Origin of the sequence: Pseudomonas sp. MRSN 12121 (assembly GCF_000931465.1) — a bacterium.
GTDB lineage: Bacteria > Pseudomonadota > Gammaproteobacteria > Pseudomonadales > Pseudomonadaceae > Aquipseudomonas.
In genome coordinates this window covers 1,725,503-1,742,815 of sequence record NZ_CP010892.1, presented here as the reverse complement: position 1 = coordinate 1,742,815, position 17,313 = coordinate 1,725,503, and the positions used below count along the sequence as shown (strand labels likewise).

Here is a 17,313-nt window from a genome sequence, read left to right as displayed (position 1 = left end):
CAATCAGCCCAGCCCAGTGGTGCCCCCACTGGGCTTTTTCCCGTTCGAGGACTTCCCGTGCGTTCATTGTTCTGGCGCATCCTGGCCAGTTTCTGGCTGGCCATCGCCCTGGTTGCAGGGCTGTCGATTCTGCTTGGGCACATGCTGAACCAGGATGCCTGGATCCTCAGTCGCCACCCGGGGCTCAATACCCTCGCCGAGGAATGGACCCGGACCTACGATGAACAAGGCGAAGACGCGGCGCAGGAAATCCTCCAGCAGCGCAAGCGCCAGTACCATATCGACGTGCAGGTACTCAACGAAAGCGGCGACCCGGTGGTCCGCGGCACCTTCCCGCGGCGCGCGGCAGCCTTGGAAGCCCGACAGAACAACGACGACCGGCGCCTGCCCTGGCGCCGCCTGACCACCGAATACACCAGCCCCAAGACCGGCGACACCTACCTGATGATCTACCGGATCCCGCATCCGGAGCTGGGTGCCTGGCACCGTGACAGCCTGATGTGGCCGCTGAGTGCCCTGACCATCGCGCTGGTGGTGCTGACCCTGTTCAGCCTGCTGGTGACCCTGTCCATCACCCGCCCCCTGAGCCGACTGCGCGGCGCGGTGCACGATCTCGGGCAAACCACCTACCAGCAGAACAGCCTGGCCCGCCTGGCCGATCGCCGTGACGAATTCGGCGTGCTGGCCAAGGACTTCAACCGCATGGGCTCGCGCCTGCAAAGCCTGATCGGCAGCCAGCGCCAGCTGCTGCGGGATGTCTCCCACGAATTGCGCTCGCCGCTGGCGCGCTTGCGTATCGCCCTGGCGTTGGCCGAGCGCGCCAGTGCCGAGGAGCGGGAACGCCTCTGGCCGCGCCTGACCCGCGAGTGCGATCGCCTGGAAGCGCTGATCAGCGAAATCCTGGTGCTGGCCCGGGTCGACGCCGACAACGCCAGCGCCGAAGAGGTCGACCTCAATGCCCTGCTCGGCAACCTGCAGAAAGACGCCCAACTGGCGTGTCCGGAGCAGCCGGTGCTGATCCAGGCCGAATCGCAGCTCAGCCTCAAGGGCTGGCCGACCATGATCGAACGGGCGGTGGATAATCTGTTGCGCAATGCCCAGCGTTTCAACCCGGCCGGGCAACCGATCGAGGTGCTGGCATTGCGCCAGGGAGACCATATCGTGCTCAGCGTTCGCGACCACGGCCCCGGCGTCGACGCCGAACACCTGGGCCTGCTGGGCGAACCGTTTTACCGGGCCCCGGGACAGACCGCGCCCGGCCACGGACTGGGCCTGGCCATCGCCCGCCGCGCCGCGGAACGCCACGGCGGCAGCCTGGTCCTGGACAACCATCCCCAGGGAGGCTTTATCGCCAGCCTGGAATTGCCCCTGGTGCCCGGAATTCCTCCTCAGGCCTGAATAGCTTCGCGGGCAAGCCGGATCGCCGCCCGCTCGTTCCTACGGATTCAAGGTGTTCGCAACAGTGGCGAACGACATCAACCTGTAGGAGCGAGGCTTGCCCGCGATTGGTTACAACACGGTTTACGCTCAGGCCTTGCCCGACCAGGCACTGACGAACTCCGCCGTATCCACCTTGGGCGCGATCCGCGGTTCGTTCTGCGGTGTGCCCAGATACAGGAAGGCGATGATTTCCTCGTCCGCGCCCAGGCCCAGGCCCTTGGCCACATGAGGCGAATAGGACAGCTCGCCGGTCCGCCACACGGCGCCGATGCCCTGGGCGTAGGCCGCCAGCAGGATGCTATGCGCGGCGCAACCGGCCGCCAGCAGTTGTTCCGACTTCGGGACCTTGACGTGATCTTGCAGGCGCGCCACCACGACCACCACCAACGGTGCACGCAGCGGCATCGCCCGGGCCTTGTCCAGGGCCGCCTGGGTCACTTCGCCGCCCTGCAACTGCACCGCCTCGACCAACAGCTCGCCCAACTGCTCGCGAGTCTGGCCCTCGACGGTCAGAAACCGCCACGGCCGCAACTGGCCATGATCCGGGGCACGCAATGCCGCCGCAAACAGCACTTCGCGCTGCTCCGCCGTCGGCGCCGGGTCCAGCAAACGCGGTACGGAAACACGGTTGAGCAATGCGTCGAGAGCCTCCATCGGCCACCTCCTGAAAAAAATGTCCGGCCATTCTACCGATAAGTGCCTTCCGGATGCCGGTTTACATGCTTTGCCCCGCAGGTAGAATGGCGCCCTCCTTATCAGCCCCGAGCGGACCTCATGGCGTTGCCGACCCTACGGATCATTGGTTTCATCATCGGCATTTTCCTGATCACCCTGGCCATCGCCATGGTCATCCCGATGGCGACACTGGTGTGGTTCGAGCGCACCGGCGACCTGCCCTCGTTCCTCTGGGCCAGCATGATCACCTTCGTCGCCGGCCTGGCCCTGGTGATACCCGGCCGCCCGGAACACGTGCACCTGCGTCCGCGCGACATGTACCTGCTGACGGTCTCCAGCTGGCTGGTGGTGTGCATCTTCGCCGCCCTGCCCTTCCTGCTGACCCAGCACATCAGCTACACCGACTCGTTCTTCGAGAGCATGTCCGGCATCACCGCCACCGGCGCCACGGTGCTCAGCGGCCTGGACAGCATGTCGCCGGGCATCCTGATGTGGCGCTCGCTGCTGCACTGGCTCGGCGGCATCGGCTTCATCGGCATGGCGGTGGCGATCCTGCCGCTGCTGCGCATCGGCGGCATGCGCCTGTTCCAGACCGAGTCCTCGGACCGCTCGGAAAAGGTCATGCCGCGCTCGCACATGGTGGCGCGGCTGATCGTGGCGGCTTATGTCGGCATCACCATCCTCGGCAGCCTGGCTTTCTGGTGGGCCGGGATGAGCCCGTTCGACGCGATCAACCATGCGATGTCGGCGATTTCCACCGGCGGTTTCTCCACCTCCGACAGCTCGCTGGCGCACTGGCCGCAGCCGGCGGTGCACTGGGTCGCGGTGGTGGTGATGATCCTCGGCAGCATGCCGTTCACCCTGTACGTCGCCACCTTGCGCGGCAACCGTCGGGCGCTGATCAAGGACCAGCAGGTCCAGGGCCTGCTGGGGATGCTGCTGGTGACCTGGCTGGTACTCGGCACCTGGTACTGGTGGACCACCCAGCTGCATTGGCTGGATGCCCTGCGCCACGTGGCGCTGAACGTCACCTCGGTGGTCACCACCACCGGTTTCGCCCTCGGCGACTACAGCCTGTGGGGCAATTTCTCGCTGATGCTGTTTTTCTATCTGGGCTTCGTCGGCGGCTGCTCCGGCTCGACCGCCGGCGGGATCAAGATCTTCCGCTTCCAGGTCGCCTACATCCTGCTCAAGGCCAACCTGAACCAGCTGATTCACCCACGCGCGGTGATCAAGCAGAAGTACAACGGCCACCGTCTCGACGAAGAAATCGTCCGCTCGATCCTGACCTTCTCGTTCTTCTTCGCCATCACCATCTGCGTGATTGCCCTGGCCCTGTCGCTACTGGGCGTGGACTGGATGACCGCCCTGACCGGCGCGGCCAGTACGGTGTCGGGGGTGGGCCCGGGCCTGGGCGAAACCATCGGTCCGGCCGGCAACTTCGCCACCCTGCCGGACGCCGCCAAGTGGATCCTGTCCCTGGGCATGTTGCTCGGCCGACTGGAAATCATCACCGTGTTCGTGTTGTGTATTCCGGCGTTCTGGCGTCACTGATCGCCGCCTCGCTCTCCAGCAGCCGCGCCCGGTATTCGCCGGGCGTGGCGTCGAACCAGCGGCGGAAAGCGCGAAAGAAATTGCTCGGATCGGCAAACCCCAACAGGTAGGCAATCTCCAGCAGAGTCATGCTCGGCTGGGCCAGATACTGCTCGGCCAGTTCGCGGCGGGTGTCGTCGAGCAAGGTCTGGAAACTGGTGCCTTCCTCCTGCAATCGCCGCTGCAGGGTGCGCTGCGACAGGTGCAGGGTCTGGGCCACGATCTCTCGCTTCGGCTCGCCCTGGGGCAGCAACCGGCACAGTGCCTGGCGCGCCTTGTGGGTCACCCGGCTTTCGGAAAAACGCGCCAGGTACTCGCCGGCGAAGCGGTCATGCAAGCGCGCCATGGCTTCGTTGGCGGTGGGGAGCGCCGCCTCCATGTCGGCGCGCTCGAAAATCAGTGCGTCATAGGGCGCGTTGAACAGCAGCGGCGCATGAAAGGCCTGCCTGTAGGGCTCCAGGTCGAGCGGCGCGGCGCCCTGTATCAGCACCTGCCGCGGTTGCAGCGTACGGCCGGTCAGCCAGCCGCACAGCGCCAGCGCACAGGCCAGCGAAGCCTCGGCGCTTTGCCGGGTCGGCGGCAGGTGATCGCCATGCACCGTCAGAATCAGCGCATAACCTTCAGGTAACAGTTGGAAGCTCAGGTCCGCGCTTTCCGCGATGATCCGCTGATAACGCACCAGGCGCTGGAATCCTTCGGCCAGGGTACGGCTGGACATCAACGCATAACCGGCGACATTGAACGACGCAGGGCGCACCACCTTGCCCATGTTCAAGCCGATCGCCGGGTTGCCGGACTGCTCCACCGCACGCTGCCAGAGGCGGGTCATCGAGTCCTGGGGAAAGCGCGCGTCCGGGTCCTCCAGCGCCGCGTAGTCGAGCCCGACCTGCTTGAACAATGCCCGGCAATCCAGGCCGTCCATTTCCAGGGCCTTGACAATGCCCAGCGCCCAGCTTGCAGAAGTCGTTCGTTCGCTCATGGTGGGCTCTTTTACATGATGAGGCGCATGCTACGGCCGATTTTCCAAGGATACTAAAGTGGCGCCTATTGTCACTGGCTACAGCCATCGATGACTCTAGACTCAAACAGGCTCCCCGCCGAGTATCCCCGCCGACAGAACAATAACCACAGAGCGTGCAGTCGTGGACAACATCAAGCAATTCAACAGCTTCGCCGAGTTCTACCCCTATTACCTGAGCGAACACAGCAACAGCGCCTGCCGGCGCCTGCACTTCGTCGGTACCAGCCTGGTGATTTTCATCCTGGCCTTCGCCATCGGCAAAGGCGCGTGGATGTTGCTGCTGGCCCTGCCCCTGGCCGGCTACAGCTTCGCCTGGGTCGGGCATTTCTTCTTCGAGAAAAACCGCCCGGCCACCTTCCAGCATCCGCTCTACAGCCTCCTGGGCGACTTCGTCATGTACCGCGACATGTTGCTGGGCAAAGTGCCGTTCTAGGCCCGGTCGGACAGCAAGCCGTCCCGTGCAGCCAGTGCAGGATTGGATCCAAGGCATACACTCCAGGCGTCGCGCCAAAAACACCAAGAGGATTGCCGATGAACGCTCATGCCCGCTTCACCCACATGAAAGATGGCACCCAGGAAGACTGGGCGATCATCGCCGCGGATTTCAGCGCCTACGCCAAACAGTTGCCGGCGCGCATCGTGGCGCACCTGAAGTTGCTGGAGGGCGATTTCGGTGGCTTCCCGGTGGACCGCCTGACCCATTCGCTGCAGACCGCCAGCCGCGCCTGGCAGGACGGCCGCGATGAGGAGTACGTGGTCTGCGCCCTGCTCCACGACATCGGCGACACCCTGGGCTCCTATAACCACCCGGACATCGCCGCGGCGATCCTCAAGCCCTTCGTCAGCGCCGAGAACCTGTGGATGGTGGAAAAGCACGGGATTTTCCAGGGTTACTACTTCTTCCATCACCTGGGCATGGACAGGCACCTGCGCGAGCAATTCAAGGACCATCCGCTGTACCAGCAGACCGCCGAATTCTGCGCCAAGTATGATGCCGCGGCGTTCGACCCGGACTACGCCAGCCTGCCCCTGAGTTTTTTCGAGCCCATGCTCGAACGCCTGTTCGCCCAGCCGAAAAACTCGATCTACAAGGCGGCCATGCAGGAACAGGCGCCGGCCTGATCCTGAGGCCTGCTGCGCAGGCCATCGCGGGCAAGTCGGATCGCCGCCCGCTCGCTCCTACCGGGACATGGCGTCTGTAGGAGCGAGGCTTGCCCGCGATAACGTCAGATCAGGCGAGCAAATCCTCAAGCCAGCTCCGCCACCTTCGCCTGCTCGGCCTTGCGCTGGGCTTCCCGCGCCTGGGCGTCGGCCAGGCGATACAGCTCGATGCTGCCGTCCCAGTGTTCGATCAGGGCCGTGCACGACTCGACCCAGTCCCCGCAATTGAGGTAATCCACCTCGCCGACCTTGCGGATCTCGGCATGGTGGATGTGCCCGCACACCACGCCGTGCAGTTCGCGCCTCACGCATTCGTGGGCGATGGCCTCCTCGAAGTCGCTGATGAAGCTGACCGCGGTCTTGACCTTGTGCTTGAGGTAGGCCGACAGCGACCAGTAACCATAGCCGTAGCGCGCCCGCCAGTGATTCAGCCAGCGATTGAGGGTCAGGGTGAACTCGTAGGCCGAATCGCCGAGAAAGGCCAGCCAGCGGTGGTAACGCGTGATGACGTCGAACTGGTCGCCATGGATCACCAGCAAGTGCCGGCCATCGGCGGTCACGTGCACCGCCTCGTCCACCAGTTGGATATTGCCCAGGATCAGCTTCGAATAACGGCGCAGGAATTCGTCGTGGTTGCCAGTGACATAGATCACCTCGGTGCCGCGCTTGCTCATGGTCAGCAGGCGGCGGATGACATTGGTGTGTGCCTGGGGCCAGTACATGCCGCCGCGCAGTTTCCAGCCGTCGATGATGTCGCCGACCAGGTAGATCCGGTCGGCATGGTAGCCCTTGAGGAACTGCGACAGGTGCTCCGCCTGGCAGTCCCGGGTGCCCAGGTGCACGTCGGAAATCCACAGGGTGCGCACGCGTTGTTTACGGCTGGGTCTGGCGAGTTCGGCACTGGTCATGGGCACGCTCCTGCATTTTTTGCGAGCTTGCACCCCAGCGATTAACCGCCTGTGACACAAATACGGCAGTCCGATGACAAGGCGCAAGCCCGGGCGGCCGGTGTAGACTGCCGCTCTGCCAAGGAGACCGCGATGCGACCGATCCTCACGCTACGCCAATACAGCCACGACCTGATCGTCCACAGCCATGAACACGCGCAACTGGTGTTCGGCCTGTCGGGCCAGCTCGACTTCGAGGTCGGCGGCCGCGGCAGCCAGGTGGTGCAGCAGAGTTTCGTGGTGGTGCCTTCCGGCGCCCGGCATGCCTGCGGCAGTCCCCATGGCAGCCGCTGCCTGGTGCTCGACGTCCCCGACGAACATTGGCTGGTGCAATCCCTGGGCGATCACGCCGATGCCAGCCGACGCCTGCTCGACAATCCCGCACGCCTGCCGCTGGATACGGCGCAGAGCCAATTGGTCGACTGGCTGGCCGGCAGCCCGGTCGACGACCCGCTAATTGCCCAGCAAGGCGCCGTGCTGTTGCTGGCCAGCCTCAACCAGGCCCGCCCCGCCAGCACCGGCGGCCGGCGCCTGCCCTATGCCGCGCTGAATGAACATATCGACCGCCACGCCGCCCACCCGCTGCAGGTCGCGGATCTGGCACGGATCGCCGGGCTGTCCGGCGCCCGCCTGCATGCGCGGTTTGTCGCCGAATGCGGACAGACGCCGATGGACTACATCCGTAGCCGGCGCCTGCGGATGGCCGCCCGCCTGTTGCGCGAGTCCTCCCTGCCCATCGGCGAAATCGCCAGTCGTGTCGGCTACAGCTCCCAGAGCGCCTTCGCTGCGGCGGTATTGCGCGAGTTCGGGGTCTCCCCCGGCCAGCTGCGGCGCACGGCGCCCCAGCGCTAGGCTGTCGACAAAAGACGCGAGGATCGCGACAGACCGCAGCCAGCCCGGTCTTTTAGACTGGCAGCGCTGCGCTCAACTGCCCTTAAGGATTGAAATGACTCCGCGTACTGCCCTTGGCGCCCTGCATATCGGTGCACTGATGTTCGGTCTCACCGGTGTTTTCGGCAAACTCGCCGCTGCCTCGCCGGCCATCATCGTGTTCGGTCGGGCAGCGTTCGCGGTGCTGGCCCTGGCATTCTTCGCCCGTCTCTCCAGCAGCATCCGCTGGCAACGCCTGCAAGCTGCCGACTGGCGCCGCCTGCTGCTCAGCGGCCTGTTGCTGGCCGGGCACTGGGTGAGTTTCTTCATTGCGGTGAAAGTCGCCGGCGTGGCCATCGCCACCCTGGGGTTCGCCAGCTTCCCGGCCTTCACGGTGATCCTCGAAGGGCTGATTTTCCGCGAGCGGATCCGCTTCAACGAAATCGCCCTGGTGGCGCTGGTCAGCGTCGGCCTGGTACTGGTCACGCCGGCTTTCGACCTCGCTAGCGAGGCCACCAGCGGGCTGCTCTGGGCCGTGGGCTCGGGCCTGCTGTTCGCCTTGCTGTCGTTGAACAACCGCGCCACCCGCATTCCGGCTGTGCAGGCGGCGCTATGCCAGAACCTGGTCGTTGCCTTGTGCCTGCTGCCGGTGGCGGCGCCGGGGTTGAGCGAGGTGCGCGCCCTCGACTGGTTGTGGATCAGCCTGCTGGGGATCTTCTGCACCGGCCTGGCCCATAGCCTGTTCGTCGCCAGCCTCGCGGTGATCAAGGCCCGCACCGCGGCGGTGGTGTTCGCCCTGGAGCCGGTCTACGGGATTACCGTGGCCTGGCTGCTGTTCGGCGAGACGCCGACCCTGCGCATGCTGCTCGGCGGGGCCTTGATCATCTTCGCCATCGTGGTCTCCAGCAGCCTGTCCGGCTCCAGCAGGCAATCCGTGGCGACTGAAGCTGCGCCTCACTGAACGCGATCGTTGTGCCCCAGGTCGCGTTGCGGATCGATCTGGTCGCGCACCCGCTGCTTGAGCACCTTGGCCTCGGGGAAGCCGCCATCGGCCTTGCGCTCCCAGATCTGCACGCCGTCGCAACTGATGCGGAACGTACCGCCGGTGGCCGGCTCCAGTGACACCCTGCCCAGGTCGTCGCTGAAGGTGCTCAGCAGTTCCTGGGCCAGCCAGGCGGCGCGCAACAGCCACTGGCACTGGGTGCAATAGGTGATGACCACTTCGGGTTTACGTTCTGTCATGGTGCTGCCGACTCCTGGGCTCAAGGGCGCCGTTATAATAGCCGCCTTTATCGCTCGCCCCGAGATCCGTGATGCGCCGTCTGTTGTCCTGCCTGCTCCTGTGTCTGCTTCCCGTGTTCCTGCATGCCGCCGAGGCGCCGCGGCCGAAGATCGGCCTGGTGCTGTCTGGCGGTGCCGCCCGTGGGCTGGCGCATATCGGCGTGCTCAAGGCCCTGGAAGAACAAGGCGTGAAGATCGACGCAATCGCCGGAACCAGCATGGGGGCGGTGATCGGCGGCCTGTATGCCTCGGGCTACAAGATCGACGAGCTGGAGAAACTGGCCCTGGGCATCGACTGGCAGCAGGCGCTGTCCGATGCCCCGCCCCGGGAAGACGTGCCGTTTCGGCGCAAACAGGATGACCGCGACTTCCTGGTAAAACAGAAACTCAGCTTCCGCGACGACGGCAGCCTCGGCCTGCCGCTGGGGGTCATCCAGGGCCAGAACCTGGCCCTGCTCCTAGAGAGCATGCTCGCCCATGCCAGCGACACCCGGGATTTCGACAAGCTGCCGATCCCCTTCCGCGCCGTCGCCACGGACATCGCCAGCGGCGAGAAGGTGGTGTTCCGCAAGGGCCACCTGCCACGGGTGATTCGCGCCAGCATGTCGATCCCGGCGGTGTTCGCCCCGGTGGAGATGGATGGCCGGCTGCTGGTGGACGGCGGCATGACCGACAACATTCCGCTGGACGTGGCCCGCGACATGGGCGTGGATATCGCCATCGTGGTCGACATCGGCACCCCGCTGCGCTCGCGCAAGCAGCTGGCGACCGTGGTCGATGTGCTGAACCAGTCGATCACCCTCATGACCCGGCGCAATTCCGAGGAGCAACTAGCGTCCCTGCACAAGAACGACGTGCTGATCCAGCCGCCCCTGGCCAGTTTCGGGGTCACCGACTTCGGCCGCGCCCAGGAAATGATCGACGCCGGCTACCGCGCCACGCGCCTCCTCGACGCACGCCTGGCGCAGCTGCGCCCGGCCGAACCGCTGGACGCCGAGCTGAGCGCCGCACGGGCTCCGGGCCAGCGTACCCCGGTCATCACCGCGATCCGGGTGGAAAACGATTCGAAAGTCAGCGACGACGTGATCCGCTATTACATCCGCCAACACATCGGCGAACCTCTCGACCTCGGCCGCCTGCAGACCGACATGGGCACGCTCTACGGCCTGGACTACTTCGAACAGGTGCAATACCGCGTGGTCCACAAGGGCGAAGAGCACACCCTGGTGATCAACGCCCGGGGCAAGCGCAGCGGCACCGACTACCTGCGCCTGGGGCTCAACCTGTCCGACGACATGCGTGGCGACAGCGCCTTCAACCTGGGCGCCAGCTACCGGGTCAACGGCATCAACAGCCTCGGCGCCGAATGGCTGACCCGGGTGCAGATCGGCGATCAGCAGGAGCTCTACAGCGAGTTCTATCAACCGCTGGATGTGGGTTCGCGCTACTTCATCGCCCCCTATATCGGCCTCGAGTCGCAGAACATCGAAGCCGTGCTGGACAACGACCCGATCGCCGAATACCGCCTGGAACGCTACGGTTTCGGCCTCAACATCGGCCGCCAGATCGGCAATAGCGGCGAAATCCGCTTCGGCGTCGGCGAAGCCTGGGGCAAGGCCGATGTGCGCGTCGGCGACCAGAATCTGCCCCGGGAAAACTTCAACGAGGGCTACTACGAACTGCGCTACTCGTTCGACTCCCTGGACAACGTCTACTTCCCTCACGAGGGCGAGGACATCGGCCTGTCGCTGCGCCAGTTCGAACCCAGCCTGGGCTCGGACAAGCGTTACCGGCAGTGGGAGTTCAAGCTGGACAAGGCCCTGAGCAGCGGCCCGGACACCTTTATCCTCGGCGGTCGCTATGGCCGCACCCTGGACGACGCCGAAGTGGTGACCTCGAGCTTTGTGCTCGGTGGCGCCCGCCAGCTCTCGGGCTTTCGCCAGGACGCCCTCTCGGGCCAGAACATCAGCCTGATGCGGGCGGTCTACTACCGGCGCCTGACCCCGCGCTCCTACCTGCCCCTGGACTTCCCGCTGTACATCGGCGGTTCGCTGGAGCGAGGCCGTGCCTGGAACAACGATAACGAGTTCGACAGCGGCTACATCAACGCCGCGAGCATCTTCCTCGGTTTCGACACACCGCTGGGGCCGCTGAATTTCAGCTACGGCTTCAACGACGACAACCAGAAAGCCGTCTACCTCAACCTGGGCCAGACCTTCTGATCCCGCACGCCCGGCTCGCCCTCCACGCTGGAGCCCGGTTCGTCGGGCTCCTCCAGGCGCCAGACGATCGAGTCGGCGTTGAACGGCGGTGCCGGCGCAACGGTGGGCGCCCCTAGAGCCCCGGTAGGCTCGTCAGGCTCGGCGGGTACGATCAGGTCCCAATCGACATCGATCGACGGCTCGCGCTCCGTCCGCCGCTCGTCTACCACAGGCGCTGATCGAAGCGGCTCCTCGATAACACTCATGGCCACACTCTCGGCCAGTGGCTGCGCGGGCCGGGAGGCCGGTGGCGCGACGACCGTCGCCCCTGCCTGGACGCCCGCCTGGCGCCGGCGACGCATCACCAGCAGCACCAGCAAGGCCGTCAGCAGCAGCGCGGCGACCATCAGCCAGGGATTGGCACCTTCGGGCTCGGCGGCAGGCTCCGCAGCCTGGGGCGGCACTGCGGCCGGGGGCGCGGGCACTGGCGTGGGGCGGGCGGCCGGTGGGTGCTGGCTCTCGCTCAGCTGGCGCTGCAACGCCTCCAGCTGTTGCTGCTGGCGGGCCAACTGTTCGTCCCGCAATTGCAGCTTGCCCTGCAGTTCCTGGACCTGGCTCTGCAATTGTTGGCTGGCCTGTGTGGCTTGCACCAGGGCTGGCGGCACGACATCAGCTGCCCTGGCTGGCGCGGCAGGCTCCTGGCTGGCCGCCTGGGCAGCTGGCTCCGTGACGTCCCTGACCGGAGCCGGGGCCGGTACGATCTCGGGGCTGCCTGGGGGGTCGATCAGCAGCGTGTATTCACGCAACTGCCGGCCATTGGCCTGGTTGGCCTGCACCACGAAGTCCAGGAAAGGTTCGTTCACCGGCTTGCTCGACACCACCCGGATCACCCAGCGCTCCCCGCGCTGCAGCGGCGTAAAGCGCAAGTCGTCGAGAAACGGCAGGCGCTCGATACCGGCCTGCCTGAACTCGTCGACGCTCGCCAGGCTGACCGACAGGTCCCCATCGCGCGGACGTTGCCCCGGCTCCAGGGCAATTTCCGCCTCCAGCGGCTGGTTCAGGGCCGAATGCACCGTGATTTCGCCCAGGCCCGCCGCGGATGCAAAAGCCCCATACAGGGTCATCAGCAGCGTGAGCAACACGGACAAGGGACGAGTGGCACCGCAGGGCAACCGAACAAAGCCGCGCGCCGCGGCCAGCAGACTCTGGAACATGAGCATCCTTTTCGATAACCGAAAGCGACCACAGCGGCGATACGCTGACTGCGCATGCCGCTGTGGACCTGGTATTTCTTATAGTCTGCCGGTGTCGCCAGCTCAAAAATCCGCGGCGTCAGTTATGCCTCAAGACTTTTCCAGATTGGCCAGGATATGGGCGTGAACCCGCATGCACACGCGCATGTCCTCTTCGTCGACACCGACGAACAATTCACAGCGCAGGGCGGTCGCAATGGTTTCGATCTGTTCGATCAAGGGCAGCGCGGGGGCGCAGAGAACGATCTTCTTCGCCCGCCGATCCTCGACCACCGATTGCCGTTGCACCAGCCCCTGGGTTTCCAGGCTGTCGAGCAGCCGCGCCAGGGTCGGTCCTTCGACGCCGACACTCTGGGCAAGTTCACGTTGGGTCGGGGCTTCGTCAAAACGGGCGAGGTGCAGCAGCACCAGCCAGCGGGCCTGGGACAGGCCGAGTCCGGCGAGACGGCGATCCAGTTCAGCGCGCCAGCCTCGGGACATCTGCGCCAACTGCATGCCAAAACGGTGTTGATCGGTTAACGGCATAAACAACTCATGGTTAGTAGACTGAAAATTAAGGAAAACTAATTATTAGTCAGCTAAGCATGACAGTTGCCTCTAGGCAAGGTTTGCCATGAACTGAATCGTTACATCTTTAGCCCGTTCGCTCACATCTCGAATTCCGATTCCAGTGCGGCACGCACGCAATACAACACCCCTTCGGGCACTCGCCCGGCGAACAGTTCGGCCACTTCGCTCACCGACGGCAGCTCGCCCTCGCCGTCGAGGAAGGCGTCCTGGATCTCGCCCAGCAAGTCTTCCGGCAAGTCCAGTGCCTGTTCCAGGGACAACTGCTGCTTGCCCACGGCCTCGGCGAGCATCGTGTAGACGTTCTTTTCCGTGCACTGCAATTGCCCGGCGATCTGCAGGGGCGTCATTCCCGCGCGAGCCAGGGTAATCAGCTCGTGGCGAATGTCGGCCACCACTTTCGGCGTCTCTGCCTGGCCCCCCAGGACCTCGAGGAAGGCCTCGCCGTAACGCTCCAGCTTGCGCGCGCCGACACCGCTGACCCGGGCCATTTCCGCCAGGGAACCGGGCTGGCTGCGGAGCATTTCCAGCAGCGTGGAGTCGGGGAAAATGACATAAGGCGGCACGCCATGTTCTTCCGCCAGCTTGCGGCGCAACGCGCGCAGGGCTTCCCATTGTTCGCGTTCTTCGCCACGCACCAGCTGGCTGGCCTGGCTGGTGCTCTTGGCAGCGGCCTGCGGCTTTATGTCACGGCGCAGCTCCAGGGTCACCTCGCCCTTGAGCAGCGGCCGGCAGCTGTCGCTCAGGCGCAAGCCGCCATAACCTTCCAGGTCGATATCGGCCAGCCCGCGGGCCACCAGTTGACGGAACAGCGAGCGCCATTCGCCCTCGCTGCGCGCCTTGCCCACGCCGAACACGGACAGATGCTGATGGCCGAAGCTGCGGACCTTTTCCGTGTCCTTGCCCAGCAGCACATCCACCAGATGTCCGACGCCATAACGCTGGCCGGTGCGATAGATCGCCGACAACGCCTGGCGCGCCGGCTCGGTGGCATCCCAGGTCTGCACGCCATCGACGCAGTTGTCGCAATGACCGCATGGCTGCGGCATGTCTTCGTCGAAATAGGCCAGCAGGCTCTGGCGGCGGCAGCGGGTCTCCTCGCACAACGCCAGCATGGCGTCGAGCTTGTGCTGTTCCAGGCGCTTGTGGCGTTCGTCGCCTTCGGAGTTCTGCAGCATCTGCTTGAGCATCAGCACGTCCTGCAGGCCATAGGCCATCCAGGCATCGGCAGGCAGGCCGTCGCGCCCGGCCCGTCCGGTTTCCTGGTAGTAGGCCTCCAGGGACTTGGGCAGGTCCAGGTGCGCCACGAAGCGCACGTTGGGTTTGTCGATGCCCATGCCGAAGGCGATGGTCGCGACCATGATCAGCCCTTCCTCGTTAAGGAAGCGCTTCTGGTGATAGGCCCGCAGGTCGCTGGGCAGCCCGGCGTGATAGGGCAGCGCCGGGAAACCCTGCTCGCAGAGGAAGGCGGAAACCTCATCGACCTTCTTGCGCGACAGGCAATAGACGATGCCGGCGTCGCTGCGCCGCTCGTTGAGGAACGCCAGCAATTGCTTGCGCGGCTGCTCCTTGGGAACGATGCGGTAGAAAATGTTCGGCCGGTCGAAGCTGGAGAGAAAGCGCTCGGCGTTCTGCAAGTGCAGGCGATTGACGATTTCCTCGCGGGTGCGCTTGTCGGCGGTGGCGGTCAGGGCGATGCGCGGCACCTGGGGGAACATTTCCGCCAGTTGGCCCAGTTGCAGGTATTCCGGGCGGAAATCGTGGCCCCACTGGGACACGCAGTGCGCTTCGTCGATGGCGAACAGGGCGATGTCGAGGTTCTGCAGGAAGGCCAGCATGCGCGGCTGCACCAGGCGTTCCGGCGCCAGGTACAGCATCTTCACTTCGCCCCGGCGGATGCGCGCGGCCAGGTCGCGCTGCTGCTCGGCGCTCAGGGTGGAGTTCAGCGCCGCCGCGGCGACACCCAGTTCCTCCAGCGTGGCGACCTGGTCGTCCATCAGCGCGATCAGCGGCGAAACCACCACCGCCAGGCCCTCGCGAAGCAGGGCCGGAACCTGGAAGCACAGCGACTTGCCGCCGCCGGTAGGCATCAGCACCAGGGCGTCGCCGCCACTGGCCACGCGCTCAATGATCGCCCCCTGGCGGCCACGGAAACTGTCGTAGCCGAAGATGTCCTTGAGGACGCGCTGGGCCTGTTCGAGCATGAAAAACTCCAAAAATCGCTGAAATCCCTGGGTGCAGGCTGGCCGAAAAGACCGCGGTTTTCACTGACAAATCCGTTAGCGGACTTTTCCTGAACCGTCACGACGCCTGCGGGGGCATCAAAAACGCGCAAGTATACCCGAGCGCTTGCTGGCGAAGGGGGGCGCCAATGAACCGTTGGTAACCTCAAGAACCGCTCGAATCTGCGCTGCGGCTGGCCTGGGCGCTCAAGAAAGCCTAGAATTCAGCATCGTTTATTCCCCAAGGTAGTCCTCCAATGTCCTTCGCTGAGCAATTAACCCGCCTGCAAGCCTTCCTCGACGCCGATGAGCTGCATGACGAGGCGCTGGACTACGTGGCCGCCCACGGCTACCTGACGGCCCTGTCGATCTGCTCCGAAAGCGTCCCCGACCGTGAGTGGATCGACGCCCTGTTCGCCGAGGAGCCGCACTACCGCGACGCCGCCCAGCGCGAAGAGATCGAGTCGACCCTGATTGCCCTCAAGGCCCACATCGCCCGCCAGCTGGCCTCCGATGAAGAGTTCGAGCTGCCATGCGAGCTCGACCTCGGCGACGACCCGGACGATTCCGATCTGCGTGGCTGGTGCATCGGTTTCATGGAAGGCGTGTTCCTGCGCGAAGCGGCCTGGTTCGAAACCGCCGAGGAAGAAGTCAGCGAGATGCTGCTGCCGATCATGGTCGGCTCCGGCTTGTTCGACGAACAGCCCGAGTTCTCCGACATCGCCAGCGATGCCAACCTGATGGACGACATGATCGTGCAGATCCCCGAAGCCCTGACCGCGCTGTACCTGCTGTGCAACGCGCCGGACGAAAAACCGGCCATTCTCAAGCCTCGTCACCACTGAGTCGTTGCCTATGGCCAAGCCCATAGGCAACCGCCCCCTGATCCTGCGCTACGTTCTGCTGGCCATCGGCTGGCTGAGCGTAGTGCTGGGGGTGATCGGTATCTTCCTCCCGGTATTGCCCACCACCCCCTTCCTGCTGCTGGCCGCCGCCTGCTTCGCCCGCAGTTCGCCGCGGTTCTACCAGTGGCTGGTGGACCACCCGCGGCTCGGCCCGTGGATCCGCGACTACCTGGACGGCCACGGCATCCCGCTCAAGGGCAAGGTCTACGCCATCGGCCTGATGTGGCTGAGCATCGGCCTGTCCTGCTACCTGGTGCCCCTGCCATGGGCCCGGGGTTTCATGCTGACCAGCGCGGTGCTGGTGACGATCTACATCCTGCGCCAGAAAACCCTGCCCAAGCCTTGAATCCCTAAGCGCCCGGCCTCGACCGCGCCCTCCCCCGGCGAGCCGACCAGTTGCCCATGCGCGGAAAAAATACCGCCTAGACTTCAGGAACCGGCATTCGAGCAGCCCGCCATGTCCTCCAGTTCGCCCCCCTCCGACTGGACCCTGCTCCGGCTTCGGCTGGCCGGCTGGTCGTTATTGCTGGTCTGTTTATGGACCGACCCGGGCAACGTCCGGGCCAACTGGGAATTCGTCTCCGCCCTGAATGCCTTCGAGCAGCACCATCGGATCCCGGGAGCGGCCCGCGGGCGTCTCGATGCCTGGAACCAATTGCTGCGGGACGCCGCGGGACGACCGGAGTACGAGCAGTTGAATGCCATCAATGGTTTCTTCAACCGGCAACTGGTGTTCGAGGACGACCTGAGCACCTGGCAGCAAGCCGACTATTGGGCCACGCCGATCGAGGCCCTGCTCAAGGGCGCCGGAGATTGCGAGGACTACGCGCTGGCCAAGTATTTCAGCCTGCGCAGCCTGGGGATTTCCAGCGAGAAGCTGCGCCTTACCTACGTCAAGGCCAGGCGCGGCAACCAGCCGCACATGGTCCTGGCCTATTACCCCAGCCCCGCTGCCGCTCCGCTGATCCTGGACAATCTCAGCAACCAGATTCGCTCCGCCGCCCAACGCCAGGACCCGAACCCGGTCTACGCCTTCAATGCCGAAGGGCTCTATCTGCCGGGGGCGACCGGCAACCGGCACAGCATCGACCCGAAACAACTCTCGCGCTGGCAGGACGTGTTGAAAAAGATGCGGGCCGAAGGATTCACCGTGGGCAATGGCTGATCCGACCGGGAG

At 65.0% G+C, this 17,313-nt stretch carries 17 protein-coding genes; 10 read left to right on the top strand and 7 right to left on the bottom strand.

What is annotated here, in order from left to right:
- The first annotated feature begins 57 nt into the window (after window positions 1–57).
- Window positions 58–1,398 (top strand): HAMP domain-containing sensor histidine kinase, encoded by a 1,341-nt coding sequence (locus tag TO66_RS07885; RefSeq protein ID WP_044461813.1) that lies wholly within the window; start codon window positions 58–60, stop codon window positions 1,396–1,398.
- A 129-nt stretch (window positions 1,399–1,527) separates the two neighbouring features.
- Here the strand turns inward: TO66_RS07885 and TO66_RS07880 are convergent, their stop codons facing one another.
- A complete protein-coding gene (locus tag TO66_RS07880) occupies window positions 1,528–2,094 on the bottom strand; it encodes an NAD(P)H nitroreductase (protein ID WP_044461812.1) in 567 nt (188 codons plus the stop codon).
- Window positions 2,095–2,214: 120 nt separating this feature from the next.
- Between TO66_RS07880 and TO66_RS07875 the strand changes: the two genes are divergently transcribed.
- On the top strand, window positions 2,215–3,669 hold the full coding sequence (locus TO66_RS07875; RefSeq protein ID WP_044461811.1) for a TrkH family potassium uptake protein: 1,455 nt from the start codon (window positions 2,215–2,217) through the stop codon (window positions 3,667–3,669).
- Here the strand turns inward: TO66_RS07875 and TO66_RS07870 are convergent.
- A complete protein-coding gene (locus TO66_RS07870) occupies window positions 3,626–4,687 on the bottom strand; it encodes an AraC family transcriptional regulator (RefSeq protein WP_044461810.1) in 1,062 nt (353 codons plus the stop codon). The genes TO66_RS07875 and TO66_RS07870 overlap by 44 nt on opposite strands.
- 163 nt (window positions 4,688–4,850) lie before the next feature.
- On the opposite strand from TO66_RS07870, the gene TO66_RS07865 reads away from it, so the two are divergent.
- Together TO66_RS07865 and TO66_RS07860 are read left to right on the top strand one after the other, a co-directional pair.
- Entirely contained in the window at window positions 4,851–5,162 is a 312-nt protein-coding gene (locus tag TO66_RS07865) for a DUF962 domain-containing protein (RefSeq protein WP_044461809.1), read from the top strand.
- A gap of 98 nt (window positions 5,163–5,260) precedes the next feature.
- On the top strand, window positions 5,261–5,851 hold the full coding sequence (locus tag TO66_RS07860) for an HD domain-containing protein (RefSeq protein ID WP_044461808.1): 591 nt from the start codon (window positions 5,261–5,263) through the stop codon (window positions 5,849–5,851).
- Between the two features lie 125 nt (window positions 5,852–5,976).
- On the opposite strand, the gene TO66_RS07855 is transcribed toward TO66_RS07860, so the two are convergent.
- Window positions 5,977–6,798 carry a UDP-2,3-diacylglucosamine diphosphatase gene (locus tag TO66_RS07855; protein WP_044461807.1) on the bottom strand — a complete coding sequence of 274 codons (822 nt, stop codon included), beginning with the start codon at window positions 6,796–6,798 and terminating at the stop codon, window positions 5,977–5,979.
- 132 nt (window positions 6,799–6,930) lie between these two features.
- Between TO66_RS07855 and TO66_RS07850 the strand changes: the two genes are divergently transcribed.
- On the top strand, window positions 6,931–7,689 hold the full coding sequence (locus TO66_RS07850; protein WP_044461806.1) for an AraC family transcriptional regulator: 759 nt from the start codon (window positions 6,931–6,933) through the stop codon (window positions 7,687–7,689).
- Window positions 7,690–7,783: 94 nt separating this feature from the next.
- The gene (locus TO66_RS07845; protein ID WP_044461805.1) at window positions 7,784–8,668 is read left to right on the top strand and encodes a DMT family transporter; all 885 of its coding nucleotides are present in this window, start codon (window positions 7,784–7,786) and stop codon (window positions 8,666–8,668) included.
- Here the strand turns inward: TO66_RS07845 and TO66_RS07840 are convergent.
- A complete protein-coding gene (locus TO66_RS07840; protein ID WP_044461804.1) occupies window positions 8,662–8,949 on the bottom strand; it encodes a SelT/SelW/SelH family protein in 288 nt (95 codons plus the stop codon). The two genes, TO66_RS07845 and TO66_RS07840, sit on opposite strands and share 7 nt — an antisense overlap.
- 71 nt (window positions 8,950–9,020) lie before the next feature.
- Between TO66_RS07840 and TO66_RS07835 the strand changes: the two genes are divergently transcribed.
- Complete coding sequence (locus tag TO66_RS07835; protein WP_044461803.1) at window positions 9,021–11,210, top strand: patatin-like phospholipase family protein; 2,190 nt, start codon at window positions 9,021–9,023, stop codon at window positions 11,208–11,210.
- On the opposite strand, the gene TO66_RS07830 is transcribed toward TO66_RS07835, so the two are convergent.
- The 3 genes from TO66_RS07830 to recQ form a co-directional block, all read right to left on the bottom strand.
- Window positions 11,183–12,403, bottom strand: coding sequence for a FimV family protein (locus TO66_RS07830; protein ID WP_044461802.1), 1,221 nt, complete (start codon window positions 12,401–12,403; stop codon window positions 11,183–11,185). The genes TO66_RS07835 and TO66_RS07830 overlap by 28 nt on opposite strands.
- Window positions 12,404–12,532: 129 nt before the next feature.
- Window positions 12,533–12,967, bottom strand: a complete 435-nt coding sequence (locus tag TO66_RS07825; protein WP_044461801.1) for a MarR family transcriptional regulator — start codon at window positions 12,965–12,967, stop codon at window positions 12,533–12,535.
- A gap of 122 nt (window positions 12,968–13,089) precedes the next feature.
- Complete coding sequence (gene recQ, locus TO66_RS07820) at window positions 13,090–15,213, bottom strand: DNA helicase RecQ (protein WP_044461800.1); 2,124 nt, start codon at window positions 15,211–15,213, stop codon at window positions 13,090–13,092.
- Between the two features lie 275 nt (window positions 15,214–15,488).
- On the opposite strand from recQ, the gene TO66_RS07815 reads away from it, so the two are divergent.
- The 3 genes from TO66_RS07815 to TO66_RS07805 all read left to right on the top strand — a co-directional run bounded on the left by TO66_RS07815 (window position 15,489) and on the right by TO66_RS07805 (window position 17,301).
- On the top strand, window positions 15,489–16,076 hold the full coding sequence (locus TO66_RS07815; protein ID WP_044461799.1) for a YecA family protein: 588 nt from the start codon (window positions 15,489–15,491) through the stop codon (window positions 16,074–16,076).
- 10 nt (window positions 16,077–16,086) lie between these two features.
- Window positions 16,087–16,482 carry a YbaN family protein gene (locus TO66_RS07810; RefSeq protein ID WP_044461798.1) on the top strand — a complete coding sequence of 132 codons (396 nt, stop codon included), beginning with the start codon at window positions 16,087–16,089 and terminating at the stop codon, window positions 16,480–16,482.
- 111 nt (window positions 16,483–16,593) lie between these two features.
- On the top strand, window positions 16,594–17,301 hold the full coding sequence (locus TO66_RS07805) for a transglutaminase-like cysteine peptidase (protein WP_044461797.1): 708 nt from the start codon (window positions 16,594–16,596) through the stop codon (window positions 17,299–17,301).
- Window positions 17,302–17,313 lie beyond the last annotated feature (12 nt).